General features: G+C 40.9%; 16 protein-coding genes. 2 read left to right on the forward strand and 14 right to left on the reverse strand.

Annotated features, from left to right (window positions below; translation table 11 throughout):
• Positions 1–3: 3 nt before the first annotated feature.
• The 7 genes from ACM44_RS09645 to ACM44_RS09675 form a co-directional block, all read right to left on the reverse strand.
• Complete coding sequence (locus ACM44_RS09645; protein ID WP_048499833.1) at positions 4–903, reverse strand: SPFH domain-containing protein; 900 nt, start codon at positions 901–903, stop codon at positions 4–6.
• A gap of 79 nt (positions 904–982) precedes the next feature.
• Positions 983–1,591 (reverse strand): DUF1684 domain-containing protein, encoded by a 609-nt coding sequence (locus tag ACM44_RS09650; RefSeq protein WP_048499834.1) that lies wholly within the window; start codon positions 1,589–1,591, stop codon positions 983–985.
• The gene (locus tag ACM44_RS09655) at positions 1,588–1,995 is read right to left on the reverse strand and encodes a hypothetical protein (protein WP_152669333.1); all 408 of its coding nucleotides are present in this window, start codon (positions 1,993–1,995) and stop codon (positions 1,588–1,590) included. Before ACM44_RS09655 ends, ACM44_RS09650 begins: the two co-directional genes overlap by 4 nt.
• 134 nt (positions 1,996–2,129) lie before the next feature.
• Complete coding sequence (locus ACM44_RS09660) at positions 2,130–2,519, reverse strand: hypothetical protein (RefSeq protein ID WP_048499836.1); 390 nt, start codon at positions 2,517–2,519, stop codon at positions 2,130–2,132.
• Between the two features lie 54 nt (positions 2,520–2,573).
• Positions 2,574–4,079, reverse strand: a complete 1,506-nt coding sequence (gene mqo / locus ACM44_RS09665; RefSeq protein WP_048499837.1) for a malate dehydrogenase (quinone) — start codon at positions 4,077–4,079, stop codon at positions 2,574–2,576.
• Positions 4,080–4,743: 664 nt separating this feature from the next.
• Positions 4,744–5,412, reverse strand: a complete 669-nt coding sequence (trhA, locus tag ACM44_RS09670; protein WP_183325342.1) for a PAQR family membrane homeostasis protein TrhA — start codon at positions 5,410–5,412, stop codon at positions 4,744–4,746.
• Complete coding sequence (locus ACM44_RS09675) at positions 5,412–6,440, reverse strand: NAD(P)H-dependent glycerol-3-phosphate dehydrogenase (protein WP_048499942.1); 1,029 nt, start codon at positions 6,438–6,440, stop codon at positions 5,412–5,414. The genes trhA and ACM44_RS09675 overlap by 1 nt, the downstream gene beginning before the upstream one ends.
• 192 nt (positions 6,441–6,632) lie before the next feature.
• Between ACM44_RS09675 and ACM44_RS09680 the strand changes: the two genes are divergently transcribed.
• A complete protein-coding gene (locus ACM44_RS09680; protein ID WP_048499838.1) occupies positions 6,633–7,556 on the forward strand; it encodes a M23 family metallopeptidase in 924 nt (307 codons plus the stop codon).
• Between the two features lie 336 nt (positions 7,557–7,892).
• Here the strand turns inward: ACM44_RS09680 and ACM44_RS09685 are convergent, their stop codons facing one another.
• From ACM44_RS09685 to ACM44_RS09705, 5 genes are all read right to left on the reverse strand, one after another.
• A complete protein-coding gene (locus ACM44_RS09685) occupies positions 7,893–8,645 on the reverse strand; it encodes a rhamnogalacturonan acetylesterase (RefSeq protein ID WP_048499839.1) in 753 nt (250 codons plus the stop codon).
• Complete coding sequence (pelA, locus tag ACM44_RS09690; RefSeq protein WP_048499840.1) at positions 8,632–10,599, reverse strand: pectate lyase; 1,968 nt, start codon at positions 10,597–10,599, stop codon at positions 8,632–8,634. The genes ACM44_RS09685 and pelA overlap by 14 nt, the downstream gene beginning before the upstream one ends.
• Before the next feature lie 149 nt (positions 10,600–10,748).
• Positions 10,749–11,960 carry a glycoside hydrolase family 88/105 protein gene (locus ACM44_RS09695; RefSeq protein WP_048499841.1) on the reverse strand — a complete coding sequence of 404 codons (1,212 nt, stop codon included), beginning with the start codon at positions 11,958–11,960 and terminating at the stop codon, positions 10,749–10,751.
• Between the two features lie 6 nt (positions 11,961–11,966).
• The gene (locus tag ACM44_RS09700; protein ID WP_048499842.1) at positions 11,967–12,944 is read right to left on the reverse strand and encodes a DUF4861 family protein; all 978 of its coding nucleotides are present in this window, start codon (positions 12,942–12,944) and stop codon (positions 11,967–11,969) included.
• 21 nt (positions 12,945–12,965) lie between these two features.
• Complete coding sequence (locus ACM44_RS09705) at positions 12,966–13,859, reverse strand: alpha/beta hydrolase (RefSeq protein WP_083993700.1); 894 nt, start codon at positions 13,857–13,859, stop codon at positions 12,966–12,968.
• A gap of 427 nt (positions 13,860–14,286) precedes the next feature.
• Between ACM44_RS09705 and ACM44_RS09710 the strand changes: the two genes are divergently transcribed.
• Positions 14,287–16,791 carry a pectate lyase family protein gene (locus tag ACM44_RS09710; protein ID WP_048499844.1) on the forward strand — a complete coding sequence of 835 codons (2,505 nt, stop codon included), beginning with the start codon at positions 14,287–14,289 and terminating at the stop codon, positions 16,789–16,791.
• Between the two features lie 630 nt (positions 16,792–17,421).
• On the opposite strand, the gene ACM44_RS09715 is transcribed toward ACM44_RS09710, so the two are convergent.
• Both ACM44_RS09715 and ACM44_RS09720 read right to left on the reverse strand, forming a co-directional pair.
• Entirely contained in the window at positions 17,422–18,246 is an 825-nt protein-coding gene (locus ACM44_RS09715; RefSeq protein ID WP_048499845.1) for a T9SS type A sorting domain-containing protein, read from the reverse strand.
• Positions 18,247–18,460: 214 nt separating this feature from the next.
• A complete protein-coding gene (locus tag ACM44_RS09720; RefSeq protein ID WP_048499846.1) occupies positions 18,461–19,234 on the reverse strand; it encodes a T9SS type A sorting domain-containing protein in 774 nt (257 codons plus the stop codon).
• Positions 19,235–19,247: the final 13 nt, after the last annotated feature.

Consider the following 19,247-nt stretch of genomic DNA (forward strand, 5'->3'; position numbering starts at 1 on the left):
AAATTATTTGCTACCCAAATCATCCATTTTCTGAGTTGCCGCCAAAGAAACCATCAAATCGTTCAACATCGTGCTTGCCGAATTTGGAGAGTTTGGCAGAAGCACCAAATTGCTTCTGTTATTCGCACCGATGGATTGAAGCGTGTCGTAGTGCTGTGTCACCACGATCAATGCGGAAGCTTCCTGTGCATTAATATTCGCAGCATTCAGCATTTCCACAGATTCCTGTAAACCTTTCGCGATTTCTCTTCTTTGGTCTGCAATTCCCTGTCCTTGGAGCTTTTTGGATTCCGCTTCCGCTTTTGCCACCGCCACAATTCTGATTTTTTGAGCTTCAGATTCGTATTCTGCCGCGGTTCTTTCCCTTTCTGCAGCGTTGATTCTGTTCATCGCATGTTTCACCTGTTCATCCGGGTCGATATCGGTAACCAAAGTTTTGATGATATCGTAACCATAACTCCTCATCGCTTCCTGTAGCTCACCTTTTACCGCGATGGCAATATCGTCTTTTCTTACAAAAACATCGTCCAGTTTCAGTTTCGGAACTTCTGCCCGCACCACGTCGAAAACATAGGAGGTAATCTGGTTTTCGGGATTTTCAAGTTTATAGAAGGAATCCGCCACCTGCTCTTTGATGACTTGGTATTGCACCGAAACCTTCATCCGGATGAAAACGTTGTCCAGGGTTTTGGTATCAATAATCACGTCCAACTGCTGGATTCTGAGATTCATCCGTTTGGTGACCACATCGATAAAAGGAATTTTCAAATGTAATCCGGCATGCCTCACCGAATGAAATTTCCCAAGTCTTTCCACAATGGCCGCAGTGGCCTGCTTTACCGTGAAAAAAGATGCGAAAAGCACGATGAATCCTAGAAAAAAAATTAAGCCTAAATAAGTCATGTTTAAATTTTTTTGAGGTTAAAATTGTACTGAAAGATATGAAAATATTCCGGGTTACGCCACTAAACCCTCCACCTTTTTAATGAAAATAAACGTCATCATATTTCACTCCGGCCTCTATTCTGATGGGCAATGTATTTTCTACCGGCACAATTGGGCAACTGTAATCAAAGGCATTGTAGGCACAAAACGGCTGATAAGACTGGTTGAAGTCTAAGATGATTTTGTCGGATTTCGGGATCCGCAGATCCATGTATTTTCCGCCACCATAAGTTTCCTTCCCGTTGGTCGCGTCATGAAACGGCAGAAAAAGATAGTCCTCATAACCTTTCTGTCTGATTAGGTTTAAATTTTGATAAACATTCAGGGTATAACTTTTTCCGTCTAAAATAAAAGTTGCCTTTCCGTATTCTACATAAGGCTTTGCTTTGCCGGAAGAGGTCGGAATTTCGAATGGAACTGCATTTTCGGTGCGCGTGAATTTGGCATTAAAGCGGTATTTTAAGTCGATCGGAAAAAAAGGATGTCTATTGAAATTGGTGAAGTTATCGCCACGAAGCGGTGATTCTTTCGGATTTTTGTACTCCATGTTCAATTCTTCCTGAAATTTTTGGATTTCAGAAATTATTTTCGGCTGAGCTGCACAGGAGATCATTATTAGACCGATAAAGACGATCAGCTTTTTCATTTATTTTTCTTTTTGTATTGTCGATATTTTTTTTGCCGGGCCGCAAGATAATTTTCGTTGCCATCAAAATAGAAAGGAACGTCAATAAAGTTTTTGTCCCGGTAAACGCCGATATGCAAAAAACGGGGTTCTTTGGACTTTTCTGTTTCCAGCTTAAAATTAAAAATATCCATAAAGTCTGCCGGTCTGGAATAGGTATGCACCGAAACCAACTCTTTCACCCGAACTGTTCCATATTTTTTTTCAATCCACGCACAAGATTTTCTAAGGCTGTCAGCAGTGATTACGCGCTCAAACTTTTTTGAAATATTGAATCCTTCAAATGGCGTGTAATCTTTCTTTGCACACTTTTCCAAATAAGCTTCCGCAAATTTCCGCGGAACCTCCTTTCTCTCGGCATCCATTTTATCCATGGATACAGACTTATAATATGAGCTGCAGCTGCTTAGAAATAGTGTGGAAATCAAAAATAATATTGCCAACCGTCTTTTATTCATTACTGATTTTTATTTTGCTTGTTAATACTTGTTACTCAACTTCACTCGATGATTACCCGATAAACATCGGTTCCGTTTCTCTTGATATTGGGGACAAAAAAACCACCTTCTTCCGGTATTTCCTCTATTAAATCAAAAGCGGCGCATTCATCCGGCAATCCAGAGAAAACCAGGGTGAACCAAAAGTCCTTCATCGGCGGAACATCCGTCCAATAAGGAAAAAGCGAAATATTCTCCTGATGAATGAGGTAACTTTTGTGGGCCAAACTCCGGTCCACCAAAAACGTGGATCGCCAAACCCGGATCTGGTTCCCCAATTCAAAACTCGCGGGAACGCAACAATGCACGATCACCTGCTTCTCCTCCTCTACTTTGGTTTGCAGAGATTCCAGAATTTCTTGCGAGATTTCGGGTTTGGTTATGGTTTCCATCTGTTCATGCCTAATGAATAGTGAGAAATAAGCGATGAATAATCATGCTTTTTACTAATATTCTAATTCAAGTTTTTCTTTTGAATAGTTTCTAATTTTCTCGGTCAGTTCAGGATTTTCTGAAAGTTTCTGACCATAGCTTGGAATGATTTCCAGGAGTTTTTCGCGCCATTCGTTTTTTATTTTTTCAGGGAAACATTTCTCTAAAACCTGAATCATGGCAAAAGCCGCTGTGGAAGCTCCGGGAGAAGCACCCAGAAGTGAGGCGATGGTGCCGTTTTCATTGACCACTACTTCCGTCCCAAATTCTAATTTTCCGCCTAGATCGGGATCTTTTTTGATGACCTGAACTCTTTGTCCCGCTATTTTCAGTTCCCAGTCCTCCTCTTTTGCATCTTTCACAAACTCCCTTAAATGCTGCATTCTTTGGGATTTAGTCATGGCAACTTGCCGAACCAGATATTGGGTCAAAGGCAAATTATGCCACCACGCGCCAAAAAGGGAGCGGATGTTCTTGAAGTTAATGCTTTCGGGCAAATCGAGATAACTGCCTTCTTTTAAAAATTTCGTGGAAAATCCGGCAAAAGGTCCAAACAGCAATGCCTTTTCCCCATCTATGATTCTCAGGTCTAAATGCGGAACACTCATCGGTGGAGCTTCTAAACCTGCCTGCGTATAGACTTTGGCATGATGTTTTTTGATCAATTCCGGATTGTGCGAGACCAGCCATTCGCCGGAAACCGGAAATCCGCCATAACCTTCGCTTTCCGGGATATCCGAACTTTCCAAAAGCGGCAATGCATAACCTCCGGCTCCAATGAACACGAAATTTGCCACAACTTCTTGACTGTGGTTATGCAGTCGGTCTTTAACTTCCACCGCCCAAGTTCCGTCCGACTTTAAATCTAAATCTTTTGCTTCATGATAGAGAAAAATCTCCACCCTGGAATCTTCTGCGAGGAAAGCACCCATTTTTCGGGTCAATGCCCCGAAATTCACATCTGTTCCCAAATCCATTTTCGTGGCGGCAAGAAGTTCGTAATTTTTCCTTTTGCTCATTACCAAAGGAATCCATTCCTGAAGTTTTTCAAAATTTTCTGAAAACTCCATGCCTTTGAAAAGATTTGATTTGATCATTTCCGCATGTCTTTTCCTTAAAAAATCGACATCATCTTTGCCAAAAACCAAACTCATGTGCGGACAGGAATTGATGAATTCTTTTGGATTCTGAATATAGTTTTTCGAAATCAGGTAAGACCAAAATTGCTTTGAAACCTCGAATTGTTCTGCAATATTTTCTGCTTTGGAGATATCTATATTTCCATCTTCATCTTGCGGCGTGTAATTGAGTTCGCAAAAGGCGGAATGTCCTGTTCCCGCATTGTTCCATGCAGCGGAGCTTTCCCGTGCGAATCTCCCGAGTCTTTCAAAAATCGCGATATCCATTTCCGGCTCCAGCTCATGAAGCAACGTTGCCAAAGTAACGCTCATAATTCCGCCACCGATTAGGATCACGTCGTATTTTGGCTTTGGAGTTTTCTTGACGAAAGATTCGGGCATAATGAAAATATTAGAGTGACGAATTTCGGGAAAAGATTTGAGATTGCGAATTTTTGGGGAAAAAGAAATTTCACCAACCTTAGATATTCTAGCGAATTCATCTGTTTATGGAAACATTCAGTTTTCGTTCACTTTTCTTAAATTGGGATTTTCAGCAAATCGGGGAACAATCTCTCCACAATGCAATGGCTTTTTTATGAGCCGAAATCGCAGAAATTATATGAGTTTGATTTAAACACCAAGAAACTGGTGGAATTCAAAATGGGAAATTAGCTTTTAAAATTATACTGAAACTACGTAAAATTCCTGAAATCATTCACGCAAAGTTTAGATAATTAGCCGTAAAATTAAGGATGCAATGATTATGTCGAAGGCAGAGTAAGTTTACGCTTCAAAAGTCTGCTTTAGTGGACAATACCTTGCTTGCTCAAAACTGGAGCTGTTAATGATAAGTCTTTCCGTAAAAGATAGCCTATTTTGACTACCACTGCTTTTAGTACATTTAAAATTCAAACTTAGTTTAAAAGTCAGTCCTTTTTTCAAATGCACTATTGTTTTGGAATATGAAAAAGGGGATTTTTATTTTACTTGCTTAATCATTCGTGGAATTATAAACAAAGGAAAAATCATTGAAAATTAGATCTTTTCATTCTGGAAAACATCACTAATTCGCCACCGGAACCACATAAAAATAGACCGAAACAAAGTGGCATAAAGTTCCCAGCAAGACAAAAACATGAAATATCGCGTGGTTGAACTTTAATTTGTCGAAAGCATAAAGTACTGCTCCCAAAGTGTAGGCAATTCCGCCGGAAATCAGCCAAACCAAACCGCTGAAATCCAGATTCTGAACCAAACTCCTGAAGCTGAAAACAATCAACCATCCCATTGCCACATAGAGAATCGTGGATAGGACATTGAATCTTCCGGTGAAGAAAATCTTGAAAATAATTCCAAAGAGAGCAATGCTCCAAACCACCGAAAAGATCACCCAACCTTCAGTTCCATTGAGCGTCACCAAAACGAAAGGTGTGTAACTCCCTGCAATCAAAACGTATATTGACGCGTGGTCGAAAATATTCAAATGATAACGGATTTTCGGTGTCTTGGAAAGGTGGTAAAGTGTGGATGCCAAATACAGCACAATCATGCTCATCCCAAATATCGGAAAGCTGATGATTGCCCATAAATCATCGATCTTCACGGCTTTTAAAATCAAAAGAATCAATCCTGCGACACTCAAAACCAGTCCCATCAAGTGCGTGACGACATTTAGCTTTTCTTCCAGCTTAGGATAATGGTGAATGATATATTTTGTTGAATTTTCCGGCATTAGGTCAACTTTGCAGTCAGTTTTTTGAATTGTTTCTCTGCATTCTTTTCTTCATACAGAATTCCGTAAATGGTGTCTATAATCGGGGTTTTCATCCCTTTTTCCTTTGATGTCCTGTAAATGGAATCTGCGGCGTAATACCCTTCAGCAATCATGTTCATGGACTGGATGGCGGATTTCACGGTATATCCTTTCCCTATTAGGTTTCCAAGATTTCGGTTACGCGAGAAAAGGGAATAAGCGGTGACCAGTAAATCACCAAGATAGGCGCTTTCATTCACGTCTCTTGGCGCTTCGTAGATGGCTTCCAGAAAGATCTCCATTTCCCGGATCGCATTGGAAACGAAAACCGCAGTGAAGTTGTCTCCATAACCCAATCCTCCCGCAATCCCAGCTCCGATTGCATAGATATTTTTCAAAATGGCACTGTACTCATTTCCCAGGATATCCTTGCTCGGTTCTACTTTGATAAAGCTGGAAGAAAACAATTGGCAAAGTTTCTCCGAAACCTCATCTTCCACTGTGGCGATGGTGAGGTAAGAAAGCCGTTCCATCGCTACTTCTTCAGCGTGGCAAGGACCGGCAATTACCGCCTGATTCCGAAATCCAATCTCGAAATTATCGCGGAGATAATGCGCTACCACATCATTGGCTTTGGGAACAATTCCCTTGATTGCGGAGACGAAGATTTTGTCCCTGTATTCGCAAGTCATTTTCTCCATTTGGTCAGACAGATAAATGGAAGGCGTGGCTAAAACGATGATTTCGCACTGAGAAACCAGCTCGTTGATATCAGTGGTAACTTTGATCGACTTTGGCGCAAAACTCACCGAGGTTAAATAAGTCGGATTATGGTGCCGCAACTCGATCGCTCCCTTCACAAATTCGTTCCGAACACACCAGTGTACCGTTTTGCTGTTTTCCACCAGCATTTTCACAATTGCCGTGGCGAAACTTCCGCTGCCTAATACACCTACAGCGATTTCCGGTTTTAAGGTTTTCGGTTCGTTGGTCTTCTTTTTTGCCATGATTGCCATTAGGAAATTAGCTACAAAGATATTAAAGCTTTAGGGATTTTCGGGCACGATTATGAATTTAGCGATTTTATGAAAACTTTAACAATATTAAATTCAAAGAAATGCCGAAAGAAACACAATGTCAATAATTATATTTGAAAATTATATTTAAATTTGCAACTTTATTTTTAGAATCAAGACTTAATGAAGAACTTTTTGAGTAGAAAGAGGAACGTGAATGTCGCCTTAGGAATCCTGGTTGCATTGGTTTTTGGACAGGGAATTTTGATCGCAAAACTATATGGCGAAAAAAACCACAAAAATTATCAGGTGAATCTGGTTAAAATCAATACGCAAAAAGACAGCATCGATTACCCGGAAATGAAAAACAACCTGGCTTTAGTGGACAATACGGTGAGAGCACTCCATGCCTTCTTAAAATCCAAAAACATCACGGACGGAAAAATTGCTATGCTCGCTCAGGACAGCCTTTCCAACGCGGTTTATCTTTCTAAGCAAAGCAATCGCTACAGCCAGTATCTGATGGATTTGCAAAACAAACTGCAGCGGGTTCCACTGGGAATTCCCACTGACGGCTACATTTCTTCCCATTTTGGAAAAAGAAAAAATCCGATCCCCTTCAACAACGTGTTGCTCGCATCGGCCGGAAAATTAAGTAAAGAGCAAAACTCAGAACCGCCATTGGTGGAGGAAAAAGACAGCATGGGAAATGTGGTGAAAAGAACTTTGGTAAATCCGGAAAGTTTGGCTAAAAACGCCGCTGAAGTCAACAATACCCCCGCTGAAGCGGACCAAATTCAGTTTCATAAAGGTTTAGACATCGCCGTTCCGTATGGTTCAGATGTTCGTTGCGCGGCAACCGGAACAGTGATTTTTGCAGGCGAAAAAAGTGGCTATGGAAACTGCGTGATTATTTCGCACGGAAATGGTTTAGCAACACTTTATGCGCATCTTTCCCAGGTTTTGGTGAAAGCAAATGATGTGGTGAAAGTAAACGCAGTAATTGCAAAATCGGGCAACACGGGGCGCTCAACAGGACCACACCTTCATTACGAAGTACACCAAAATAATACGCCGGTCAATCCGAAGTTGTTTATGAATCTTTAGAAAAATAAAGCCATAAAGCAAGCCCGCCACAATATCTGAGGCGGGCTTTTTCTTGGAAAACCGTCAGGAGTTGCCTATTTGACGACTGCTGATTCAATCCTAAAATTATGCAATTGCAGCATTTTTTTCAATTTTAAATGATGGAAGGTGACAGCATCAAGTATTTCAATTATTTTGATCGTTCTCATCTTGAAAAAAAGAATCCTCTTAAAACCAGTGAAGCTCTTAAAAATTCAAATCTGCCAAAGCATCATCATGACGACCAGAAATTTGAAAACCTGTTTTGAGACGTAAGTTTTCGCATCTGCAAATCAACTGAACAGGCGTTTCACATTGCTAATTCCGCAAGTATTTTGCTAATGGATGGTGTTGCCTTTTCAGTTCTTCCACAAAAAGTTTCGAGATTTCAGTCGCACCCAAAACCGAAAGATGGGTGTCATCAGTCTTTCCTTCAGGATAATACGGGATTTCGTTTGGTGCAAAATGCAGGTGCAATTTTCTGGAACCCTCTACTCCATATTGCATTTCCAGATTTTCGGTGAGGTATTGCATATCGAAAAATGGGACTTTCATCTCTTGTGCAACCAATCGAGCAATCAGGGTGTAATTCCCATGAGAATCGAGCAAAACTCCTTCTTTGTTGAATTTTCTTCTCGCAATGGAGGAAAACAAAATCGGGATCGCACCTTTGGAACGTGCCTCCTCAATATATCGGATCAAATTGTGCCGGTAAGAAGTTTGCGGATTTGTGTAGCGGGTTGGATCGGTTTCTTTCGCATCATTGTGCCCGAACTGGATGAAGAGGTAATCCCCTTTTTTCAGCGATTCCAAAACAGGTTTCCAGTGTCCGAGTTCCCGGAAACTTTTGGTGCTTCTGCCATTGACAGCGTGGTTGAAAATCTGGACATGATCCGTGAAAAATTGCGGCAAAACCTGTACCCATCCCCTTTCGGGATTTTTGTCGGTATCGGGTTTTATCGCCATCGTGGAATCACCGATGGTGTGGATGGTTATTTTTTTTGAAGGGTTGGTTGCGGCGCAACTCGCCATTAACAAAGAGAAAATGAAAATTAGTTTATAGACTTTCATACCAATTTTTTCTAAGGTTATCTTTCAGTACATTTTGCTTCGTGAATTTTCGGGCTTCTTTTTGGGACAGTTTTTTCGACCATGAAACACGTGAACTTAAATCTGAACCTTTTCCTAGATTACCATATTCACCAAAAAAAGCAGTTTTTTCGGCATCCTTTTTATTCCAATTGTCCCAACCTTTTGGCGAAACAGAACTTCCAAAATCTGAATTGATGAAGACCGACTGTGCAAAATTTCGCCATGGTCTTCCCAGATAAACCTCATTTACGCCTTCTTTTGCAGTCAGCCTGCAACGGGTGAAAACAAAACCGAACCCGCTTCCTTTCGGTGTTGAAGGTGCGGTGACAAATGAATTTTTCTTGCTGTGGATTTCGCAATTTTCGAAGAAAGCGGTCGCTCCCCCAAAAATAAAGTCGGTTGTTCCTTCGATGTATGAATCCTTAATTAAAATTTTACCTTCATCATCTAAAAACAGCGTATCCTGATTTCCAATCAAATTACAATTCACGATTGCAACTCGGTTTGCGACAATACTCAATGCAATTGCCTGTCCCACTTCTCCGGCAGAATTTTCAATGGTTAAATTTTCGAGAATCGCATCATTTCCCTCCACCAAAAATGTCGGGGTAAAGAAAGTACTGTTTCTCCCTTTGTCCATTTTCGCAAAATAATCGTCAAAACGGATGATGGTTTTTTCTTTGCTTTCCCCCAAAATTTTCAGGTTCGTATTCCACTGATGAAGCTTCACTTTTTCCTGATAAATTCCGTTTTTAATGAAAATCGTGATTCGTTCCTCCGGAAAAGATTTGCAATTGTCGATGGCTAGCTGAATGTCATCAAAATCGCCGGTTCCATCTTTCGAAACGGTGTAAAAGTTCTTGTCCGGAATGGTTTTCACATTTTCCTTTTTCCATGCATCATACTTTTGCAAAACTTCGGAAGGTGCGTCGGTAAACCAAGCATAACCATTTCTGCGTTCAAAACCGATTTCCGAATAAGACTTTTTCCTTATTCCGTTTCGATCGCTGACAAAAGGTTCATTGGTTTCCAAATCGCTGAACCGCGCCCAAATCGGAATCGCGTTTTGATCTTCGACCCACTTTTTGTCGCCCTCAATTCTCACTTCTTTATGGCCGGAGATTTTATTGACTTTAAACCAATTCACCGCACTTTCCACCGAACGGATTACTTCTTTGGAAGGATTTTTCAGCGACATTAAAAACAAAACCAAAGTCGCCGATTCTTTTCCGCTCAACGACGGCAATTCATAGGATCTCGCTTTTGCCGGGAATAAAGAGAATTCGTCGTGTTGGGCGCACCAAACCGTGAGTTTCCCATTTTGGCGGTACTGGGTTTTTAGGATAATGTCGATTCCTTTGTCAAAAGATTTTTGGATTTTGGTTAAAGTCTCGTCCGGAATCGGAATCGGGAAATGCTGCCTTTTTTCCAAAAGTTCCTGAAACAGAAAAAGAACGTTCACCATCGCATCGTCATTGTAGGTAATGTGCGAACTGTAATTGCTTTGGATAGGGTAAAACTGTGGCCAACCTCCATTTTCATATTGTGCTTTCAGGAGATAATCCAATCCCTTCAAAAATGCCGCTCTGTATCTTTCATCGGGCTGAAACTGAAAAACATTGGACAAAAACCGCATTTCCTGAGTGGTAGCATCGTTGTCAATCGTGGTTACCGTGAAATCGTTTTTGGATTGGATGAGTTTTTCAACATCATGATCAGATAACACTTTGTGCATCGCGACATTTTTTTCCCAACCGCCATTGTTTTTTTGAAAAAGCAAAACGTTTTCGGCAATTCTTTTGGCTTCCCCGGATTTCAGGAAGCTTTGGTCTTTTGTAGCCGCCAATCTCACCCAATTTTTGTCGATGAGCTGGCTGTTTGCCATCTGAATTACAAACAATGAAAGGAGGAAATACACACTGCGAAGATTCATTTTAAATAAAATTTACATTGCCGAGAATACGATAAAACAGTTTTTTTCAAATAAAGCAATTTTGACAAAAATGCCCAAAACGGAGTTTTGTTCAAAAGTGAAAAATTAATTTTTGTTTTGGATTACGATGGTGCCAATAAAATTGACACTTACCGATCCAATTGAAGCGCAGCCAAAATAAACGGTCCGGTTCCTTTCGGGTCGTTGTCTTTCTTTTTTTCGTTCACATAATACTCGAAAGAGCCGTCCCTGAAAGGATTTCCACCCAATCCGGCCACTGCGCAGACATTGGTCAAGGTGACATATCCCTCCGGAGAAACTTTCACCAGTTCATTTACCAAACCGTCAAATGCCTTATTGGCAATGGTTTTAAAATCTTTTGTCAAATATCCTTTGTTTGCTCCTTTTGCAAAAGCATAGGCAAACATCGCAGAACCTGATGCTTCCAGATAATTTCCATCTCGGTTTCCCTGGTCCGTGACTTGATACCACAATCCGGATTTGTCCTGATATTTCACCAAAGCACTGGAAAGTTCCTTGAAATAAGAAATCAATTCCGCTCGTTTTGGATGATTTTCGGGGAAATAATCCAGCACATCTACTAAAGCCATCGCATACCAACCGAGCGATCGGGACCAGAAATTAGGTGAAGTTCCCGTTTGCGGATCAGACCATGCCATCTTTCGGGATTCGTCCCATCCGTGGTAAAGAAGCCCGGTTTTTTTGTCCAGCAAATGTTTTTGAATCAACTCAAACTGCAATGCCACATCATCGAGTTGGCCGCCATCTTCGAAGGTTTTATTGTAGCGGGCATAAAATGGAGAACCCATATACAAACCATCCAGCCACATTTGGTTCGGATAGATTTTCTTGTGCCAAAAACCGCCTTCCGAAGTTCGGGGTTGCTTTTCCAATTGAAGTCTCAAAGTTTTCAGGGCGGTCAAATATCGATGATCTTTTGTTTTTGCATAAAGGTCGAACAAATGATGACCTGCGATAATCATGTCGATATTGAAATTATCAAACTTGTAGGAAGGGATTTTTCCGTCTTTATCGATGGTTGCATCCGCATAACCTTTCACATAACCGATATAGCGTGGATCATTGGTTTTTGAATACAGTTCCTCGAAAGCAATCATATTCAAACCGTGCACATAATCCCATTTTGGCTCCGCTTTATCGTCAATCATGTAGGCTTCCGGATATTTCTTCATGAGCGTCAAAGCCATTCGTTCCGACCATTTTTTGTTTGCCGGAATTTCCGAATAATTTTCCGCCGATTTCGACAGGGATTTACATCCGGTCAAAAATAATAAAGCCAATAAAACTGTGACGAATTTTTCCATTTTTACCTTTCTCATTTCAATTTATTTTAAGGGGTTTCCGGCGTTTAATTTGGAAAGGTTTCCATCCAAATATTTCAAGAATTCGGATTCCGTTTTGATTCCGTTTGGTTCCTTTTCCCAAGCCCCGAGAAAGTAGAACGTAATTTTTTGGGTAGTTGGTTTAAACTTGATGAGGTAATCGTCTTTTCCTTTAAAAACATCTTCGGCATCAGCAATTTGGTAGAACACCGCCATTCCCAGATGATCGTCAAACAGCGTTTGTTTTCCAAAAGTGGCAATATAGCCCCATTTCGCATTCGGAACTGTTTTATGAATTAATGGAAGTTTGTAGAGATTCACGATTCCGGTCACGATTCCGTCCAGTGCTTTGCTGCTTTGGATGGTGTGTTTCGTGTATCTTTCATCCGGAAAAATGGTGAGTTCGGATGTGAAATCGGTAGATTGTCCATTGGTTTTCCAGCCTTTGTAATCGATGAAAACTTTGGAATTGTCCTTGTTGTTTTCTACGGATGCCGTGGTTTTTTCAACTTCATTGAAATGCAGCATTTCGCCATTCACAATCCTTCCAATGGCACCAATTCCCAAACCTTTCCCCACTTTCAGGATATCTCCTCCCCAATCGCTCATCTCGTGATAGGAATCAAAACCGTCTTGACCAACGTCTTGCAGAACGATATTTTCGGTCTTTTTGCCATAAATGTCAATAGCGTTCCTCCAATCCAGATAAAGGCGGTAACCTATTTTATTGCTTTCCCAACCCGGACCTTCATAGCGGATATCGAAAGAATGGTCGGTGTGAAGCGGATTGAGCGTTAAAGTTTGTACGTTTTTGAAAACTCCGCCGGAATATTTTCTGCCGTTCCAGGAACCTCCTACTTTTTCAGAGATTTCTGCGTATGTTTTTCCGTTTTTACTTGCCGTGGAAACTGTTTTTGTGGCGGTGCAGCTGAGCATGAGTGAAACTGCCGAAATTGCCAGAATTGAATTTGCTATTTTCATTGAATATATTGTTGATATGGATTAATTCTTGAATTGGTGGTTTAGAAAGTTTAGGATGTGGTTTACTGTGGAATCAAACCAAGGATCAAACATCCAAAAGGTGTGCGGAGAATTTTCGATGGTTTTGACTTCGTATTGGATATGATTCTTTTTAAAAATTTCCAACATTTCATCTTGTCCGGCGTGAAAACGTTCAAATTGGCTGTTGATGAAAAGATAAGGAATTCTAACTTTTTCGGCGTGTGTCAATGGTGAAGCGTCTTTCCAAATTTCGGGGCTCATTTCAAAAGTTCCGCCCAACCATTTTGCGGCGGTTGCTCCTTCTTTGGATTGCGGATGATGAAATGCGAGAATTCCGTCAATATCTATGACCAGATTAGCCAAATCAGGATATTTTGAACCGATTAGTGCGGCAATCTGTCCACCGGAAGATGTCCCTAAAACCGCAATCTGATTTTGATCGATATTAAATCGCTTCGCATTTTTCCTTAAAAAAGAAATTGCTGTTACCACATCATCGATTGCTGCCGGATATTTCGCTTCATCGGAAAGCCGATATTCTACCGCAAAACAATTGAATCCGCTTCCTGAAATTTTTCTGCCTAAAGATTTCATCAACTCCTTCGAACCGGATTTCCAGCCACCGCCGTGAATCAGGATCACCGCAGGATTTTTGTGATTGTCACCCCACAAAAAAGCGTCCAGGAATAAACTCCTTCCGTGAATATTTTGATATTCAATGTTTAGCATTTCCTGCACATTCTTGGGAGATTCTACTTTAGCCAGATTTGCAGACGGGAATTTTTTGGCCACTTTCAGCATTTCTGAACGTTCGGTAAAAGTCGTATCCTTCTGCATTTGCGCGAAATTCAGACCACAAGTCAACATCAAAATCAAATACCAAATTCTGTACACTTATTTTATTTTATACAACCACCGTCATTCTCCCTCATTCACGAAAAGACCATTATTTTGGCGAAAACAATTCCAAAATAAAGTCACTCAAAGGCTTTCCACTACGCAAATGACAGCTAACTTATGAAAAATAATCCGTCCTTCTTAAGGTCAGAAAGCCCTCCAATCCACAGCAATCGATTACACAAATCTACAACTTTTAACCAATGTTTCATCATTTTGGGGAGATTTATTTTTATTCAAATTTGGTAATAATCATTACGCCATCTCAATTTTTTACAATTAACATCTTTTAAAACAACTTTAAATAAAGGATTTTTAAATATTTTTAAAAAAATTAAACAAAATCATTGTGGGATTTCAAAATAGGTATAACTTTGTGTAATCCATTACATAAAATTAAAAACAAAAATTCTTTTTTTGAATTATGACAAAATTTTTATCCATCTTAAGTTTAATGTTCGCATTTCTGACCATTTCGGGGCAGAACGTGAACATTACCCAGCAATCGGGCTCCCTGGAAACCGCCTATGTGAAATGGGATCCGGTAACCGGTGCAGAGCGTTACAACGTTTACTATTCGGGAATGGGAATCACCGACCGAAAAATTGACGATCCGCTTATTAGAAGTTATGGGAGTTATTTTCGTGCCGATGTTTTGGGACTCGCTGCAGGAAATTACACCATCAAAGTTGCTGCAGTAGTTGGCGGTGTGGAAGGTCCTGCGACGGTCTCTGGTCCAATTACCGTTTTACCGCATGACCGAACCGGTTTTGCCCATCAAGGCGGAAGAATTCCCGGCGCCTATAATATGGACGGAACTTTGAAAAGCAATGCGGTCGTTATTTACATCACGCAAAATACCAAAAACACGGTTTCCTTAAATGTAACCGGAGCAACTGCAAATCCATGCGTTGGTTTGCAGACGATTTTGGACGGTTTCAAAAAAGGGAAAGACAGCCGTCCTTTAGCGGTTCGTTTGGTGGGAAACATCACCGATTTGAACTATATGCTGAATGGAGACATCGTCATTGAAAACAATAATCTGGCAACCAGCTCCATCACGTTTGAAGGTGTGGGAAGTGATGCATACGCGAACGGATGGGGAATAAGAATTAAAAACGCATCCAATGTGGAGGTTAGAAATCTTGGCTTTATGCTGACCGATGCCGCCGAAGGAGATAATGTGGGATTGCAACAAGGAAATGACCACGTTTGGGTGCACAATAACGATATGTTCTATGGAATGCCGGGCGGTGACGCAGATCAGGTGAAAGGAGACGGCGCTCTGGACGTGAAAAAATCGACATGGGTCACTCTTTCTTACAATCACTTCTGGGACAGTGGAAAGGCAAACCTTTTGGGGTTGAGCGAGGGAACCGCTGCCGGACTTTTTGTGACTTATCACCACAACTGGTACGACCATTCAGATTCCAGACATCCCCGAGTTAGGTATTACTCGGCACACATTTACAACAACTATTTTGACGGAAATTCCAAGTATGGTTCCGGTTCCACCATGGCTTCTTCCCTCTTTTTGGAAGGAAACTATTTCAGAAATTCTAAATACCCGATGTTGATTTCCATGCAGGGAACCGATATTTTCGGCGGCGGTGGCGGAACTTTCTCCAGTGAAGATGGCGGAATGATCAAAGCATTCAACAACACCATGAGCGGACAAACGCGTTTTGTGGCTTATGACGCGACTAATTTCCCGGTGGAATTTGATGCCTATGTAGCCAATTCCAGGGATGAAGTCATCAGCAATACCATCAAATCCAAAAAAGGAGGAAACACTTATAATAATTTCGATACGGATGCTGCCCATTACATTAAAAATTTAGTGGTGGATGACCCGGAAACCGCTAAAACAAAAGTGATGCAATTTGCAGGCAGAGTCGATGGCGGCGATATGAAATGGGTTTTTAACAATGCGGTTGATGATACTTCTTACGACCTGAATACCGGACTAAAGACCATGTTGTTGAATTACCAAAGCTCCATGATTTACGTGCAAGGGGAAACTCCGGTCATAGTGAGTTCGCAAACATTGACTATTCCGAACAATAATGATCAAACGGTTCAACCAGGAACTCCTATTGAAAATATGGTTTTCACGTGGGGAGGAACCGCGACCGACGTAACACTGACAGGAGTACCAGCAGCTGGAATTATTGCAACCAAAGACATGATTGCCAAAACGGTGACGATTTCCGGTACGCCGACTGCGGATGTTTCATTTACAGTAACCACCGTGGGAACGGAAGGTACGCCGGTTTCAGGTTCGGGAGACATCACTATTGGCGCGATCTCTGACCAAAATATCTTTATCCATAATTTCACTACTGATGGAAAAGTGGATCCGGACAATTACTATTCTATCAGCGGAAATATGAATTCTACAGACGGCTCTACGACTTATGACGGTCTGACTTTAACCAAAAGGTTAAAAATGGAGACGGCAACCGATATTCATCACACGACGACAAAAACCTCTACTTTAACCTTGGTTTTTGATCCGACTTTTGCAGGAAAAATTAAAGTGAACGGAATTACCTATACTGTTCCGGCAGCTGGAAACGGCGTGATTTCAATCCCGAATATTCCGGTTGGTTTGACCACAATTACGAAAGGTGATGTGGCTAATCTTTACTACGTCAAGACTGTTTATGACACAACAAATTTGGCAACCGGAAATATATCCAAAGACATTGATCTAGCGATCTATCCAAATCCGGCAACCCATACCGTTTTCTTGAAATCCGACTCGGAAATCCAGAATATCTCCATCTTCAGTTGGAGCGGAAATCTGGTGAAAAACGTGAATGGAAATGCAAAATCGGTGGACGTGAGTAATTTGACTTCAGGAACCTACATCATGAAAATGGTCACCAATTCAGGAGTGATAACAAGAAAATTGATCAAAAAATAGATCGATTATTTAATGTAGAAGAAGCCTTCCTCAGTATTTGAGGAAGGTTTTTTTTGGTTTTTCAGCCTCCACATTCTTGGTAATCGCAACATTTGAAAAAGCTGATCAACTGATTTCTGCTCAATGATTTTTTTAGATCTATTTAAGAAAAATTAGACGATTTTAATTACGCTCTTTGGATCAATTTCCGTTAAAAATCTGACCCCTGCTGAAATCAAGGAATAAAAACGTTTTCTAAATTGAAGGCAGAGTAACTTCCAGTTCAAAGAATTAAGCAGAGAAAATATCAGCGAATGGATTGTGCCAATTCAGCAGGTTTTTCAGGTCTTAATTTGCCCTGCATCTTACTAAGGGATAAAAACGTAAATCGAAGAAAAGACCGCGCCAAATATGATCTCAAATTGAGATACTTTGAGCAATCCTCCTTTTCAACCTTCTTTTAGCATGAAGCAATACTTGAATGCGGAACGCTTAAAAGCTATCTTAAAAACCCGGAGAATCCTCGAATTACCCTTCGAAATCAACCGCGGGAACCTTCCAACTTTCAAAAAAAATTCACACCCATCCTGAACGAAAAAAGCGGTATTCCGTGGAATACCGCCTGCGTTAATTATATCAATCCAAAAAAAATTATTTCACGAGTACTTTTTGAGATTTCACTCCCTTTTCGGTATTCAGATTCACGATGTAGAACCCTGGCTTTAAATCGAAATTCACATCTGTTTTGGTGTTCAGTGACTTCACCAATGCACCATTTGCGGAATAAACATTCACATTGGTATTTCCTGAAACATTTGCAATATGAACCTGGCTTCCAACCGAGAAAATATTGGCGGCAACTTTTGTGGAAACATCGGAAGTTGCAAGTTGGTTGGAGTTCAATGTAGTGATTACCGGTGCGCCGGAAACTTCCATTTTGTAAAAGTTAATTGCCGCGTCGGTATAGATGTAAAAAGTTTTACCAGCCGGCACGGTAGCTGTAAGAATCGCCGTGTCTGCGGGACTTGCAGATGGACTGGTTGCAGCGGTACCATACAAAACAGCGTCGCCATCGGAAACAAATGCGGATCTTACTGCACCTCCACTTCCAGATTTATACCATGCTTTGAAAGTTACACTTCCAGTACCGGAAGTCTCGATAAAGAAAAACCGTTGCGTTGGCTTATAAGTTCCAACAGCTGCCGAACCCCCGCCATTGGTTTGCAATCGATTTCCTGTAGCTACATAACCATCTGAAAAGGTCACCTGTGAGGAATTCGTAACTGCCGCAAAATTGCTGTTGGTGCTGATTGGAAATAATCCTAGCCCTTGTTTCACGATGGGGCTGGTTCCAATTCCGGCATTTAGTGGCCAGTTTGTGGTATCGTTGCTGAAATCCCAAGTAGTAGTCTGCGCATTAAGCGATATCGCCGAAAACAACATTGAAGCTGCTGCGAAAAGTAAAGATTTTTTCATAATAGAAAGAGGTTTAAGTAATTGATTTTATTTTTTTTTCACATTATACAATCGATTACACAAAGTTAAAAAAAATTTCGAAACTACATCTGTAATATCAAAAAATATCATTTTTTTAACATCTGACTTTTACACAAAACTTGGACCTATCTCAAAAAAAAGCGGCAATTTGAAAATTACCGCTTCATACCAAACTAAAATAACATGGATGGAACTATTTTACCATCACTTTTTGAGATTTTATTCCTTTCTCCGATTTTGTGTTGACAAGGTACAACCCAGTTCCAAGCTCAAAAACCGTATCATTCTTTATCGTTGCTGATTTCACCAGCTTTCCGTCTATCGTAAATACAGAAACATCTGTTGCCGAGTTCACATTTTGGATATGCACCTGATTTCCTGCAGAAAAAATAGCTACCTGATCTTTACCCACATTTGAAGTCCCTAAAGTGGTATTCTGTGTCACTTCAATTTTCATCAGATTCACCGCGGTATCTCCAAAAATATAGATTCTTCCAGCTCCTTCAGTAGTTTTTGTCGCCGTGAAAATCGTTCCGGCTTGATCCACGCTTGTTGCTTGCGCCAAGATTGAACTACCATCCGTAACGTAAAGCACCCTTGAACCTGATCCTCCTCCTCTGCACCAGATTTTCACGTCCACTTTTCCGGTTACATCAAAATAGATATACCGTTGAGTAGGGAGGTTCGTATAAACCCCGCTTGTATATCCCGCACCATTCAGTTGAAATCGCTTTGTAGATGCAAAGCCATCTGCAAAGGTAAAATTGCTGGTACTCACCGTTCCAGTGTTATGCAATGTTGTATTGACGCCCGCGTAAATCCCTAGGTCATCCATAGTGACGGTTTCCTGGCCAATTCCGCTGCTTGTAGCCCAAGTATTGAAATCCCATGTTTTAGGTAAAGTTAATTGCGCGGACAGTACCGAACTCATTAGTCCTGCAGCAAATAAAAGTAAAGTTTTTTTCATTTTAATTAATTTT

The organism is Chryseobacterium koreense CCUG 49689 (assembly GCF_001045435.1).
Taxonomy (GTDB): domain Bacteria; phylum Bacteroidota; class Bacteroidia; order Flavobacteriales; family Weeksellaceae; genus Kaistella; species Kaistella koreensis.

What these genes read in the sequence shown, in the direction of transcription:
- ACM44_RS09645 (WP_048499833.1), bottom strand. Translation starts at nt 903, where the DNA reads ATGACTTATTTAGGCTTAATTTTTTTTCTAGGATTCATCGTGCTTTTC.
- ACM44_RS09650 (WP_048499834.1), bottom strand. Translation starts at nt 1,591, where the DNA reads ATGAAAAAGCTGATCGTCTTTATCGGTCTAATAATGATCTCCTGTGCA.
- ACM44_RS09655 (WP_152669333.1), bottom strand. Translation starts at nt 1,995, where the DNA reads ATGGATGCCGAGAGAAAGGAGGTTCCGCGGAAATTTGCGGAAGCTTAT.
- ACM44_RS09660 (WP_048499836.1), bottom strand. Translation starts at nt 2,519, where the DNA reads ATGGAAACCATAACCAAACCCGAAATCTCGCAAGAAATTCTGGAATCT.
- mqo (WP_048499837.1), bottom strand. Translation starts at nt 4,079, where the DNA reads ATGCCCGAATCTTTCGTCAAGAAAACTCCAAAGCCAAAATACGACGTG.
- trhA (WP_183325342.1), bottom strand. Translation starts at nt 5,412, where the DNA reads ATGCCGGAAAATTCAACAAAATATATCATTCACCATTATCCTAAGCTG.
- ACM44_RS09675 (WP_048499942.1), bottom strand. Translation starts at nt 6,440, where the DNA reads ATGGCAAAAAAGAAGACCAACGAACCGAAAACCTTAAAACCGGAAATC.
- ACM44_RS09680 (WP_048499838.1), top strand. Translation starts at nt 6,633, where the DNA reads ATGAAGAACTTTTTGAGTAGAAAGAGGAACGTGAATGTCGCCTTAGGA.
- ACM44_RS09685 (WP_048499839.1), bottom strand. Translation starts at nt 8,645, where the DNA reads ATGAAAGTCTATAAACTAATTTTCATTTTCTCTTTGTTAATGGCGAGT.
- pelA (WP_048499840.1), bottom strand. Translation starts at nt 10,599, where the DNA reads ATGAATCTTCGCAGTGTGTATTTCCTCCTTTCATTGTTTGTAATTCAG.
- ACM44_RS09695 (WP_048499841.1), bottom strand. Translation starts at nt 11,960, where the DNA reads ATGAGAAAGGTAAAAATGGAAAAATTCGTCACAGTTTTATTGGCTTTA.
- ACM44_RS09700 (WP_048499842.1), bottom strand. Translation starts at nt 12,944, where the DNA reads ATGAAAATAGCAAATTCAATTCTGGCAATTTCGGCAGTTTCACTCATG.
- ACM44_RS09710 (WP_048499844.1), top strand. Translation starts at nt 14,287, where the DNA reads ATGACAAAATTTTTATCCATCTTAAGTTTAATGTTCGCATTTCTGACC.
- ACM44_RS09715 (WP_048499845.1), bottom strand. Translation starts at nt 18,246, where the DNA reads ATGAAAAAATCTTTACTTTTCGCAGCAGCTTCAATGTTGTTTTCGGCG.
- ACM44_RS09720 (WP_048499846.1), bottom strand. Translation starts at nt 19,234, where the DNA reads ATGAAAAAAACTTTACTTTTATTTGCTGCAGGACTAATGAGTTCGGTA.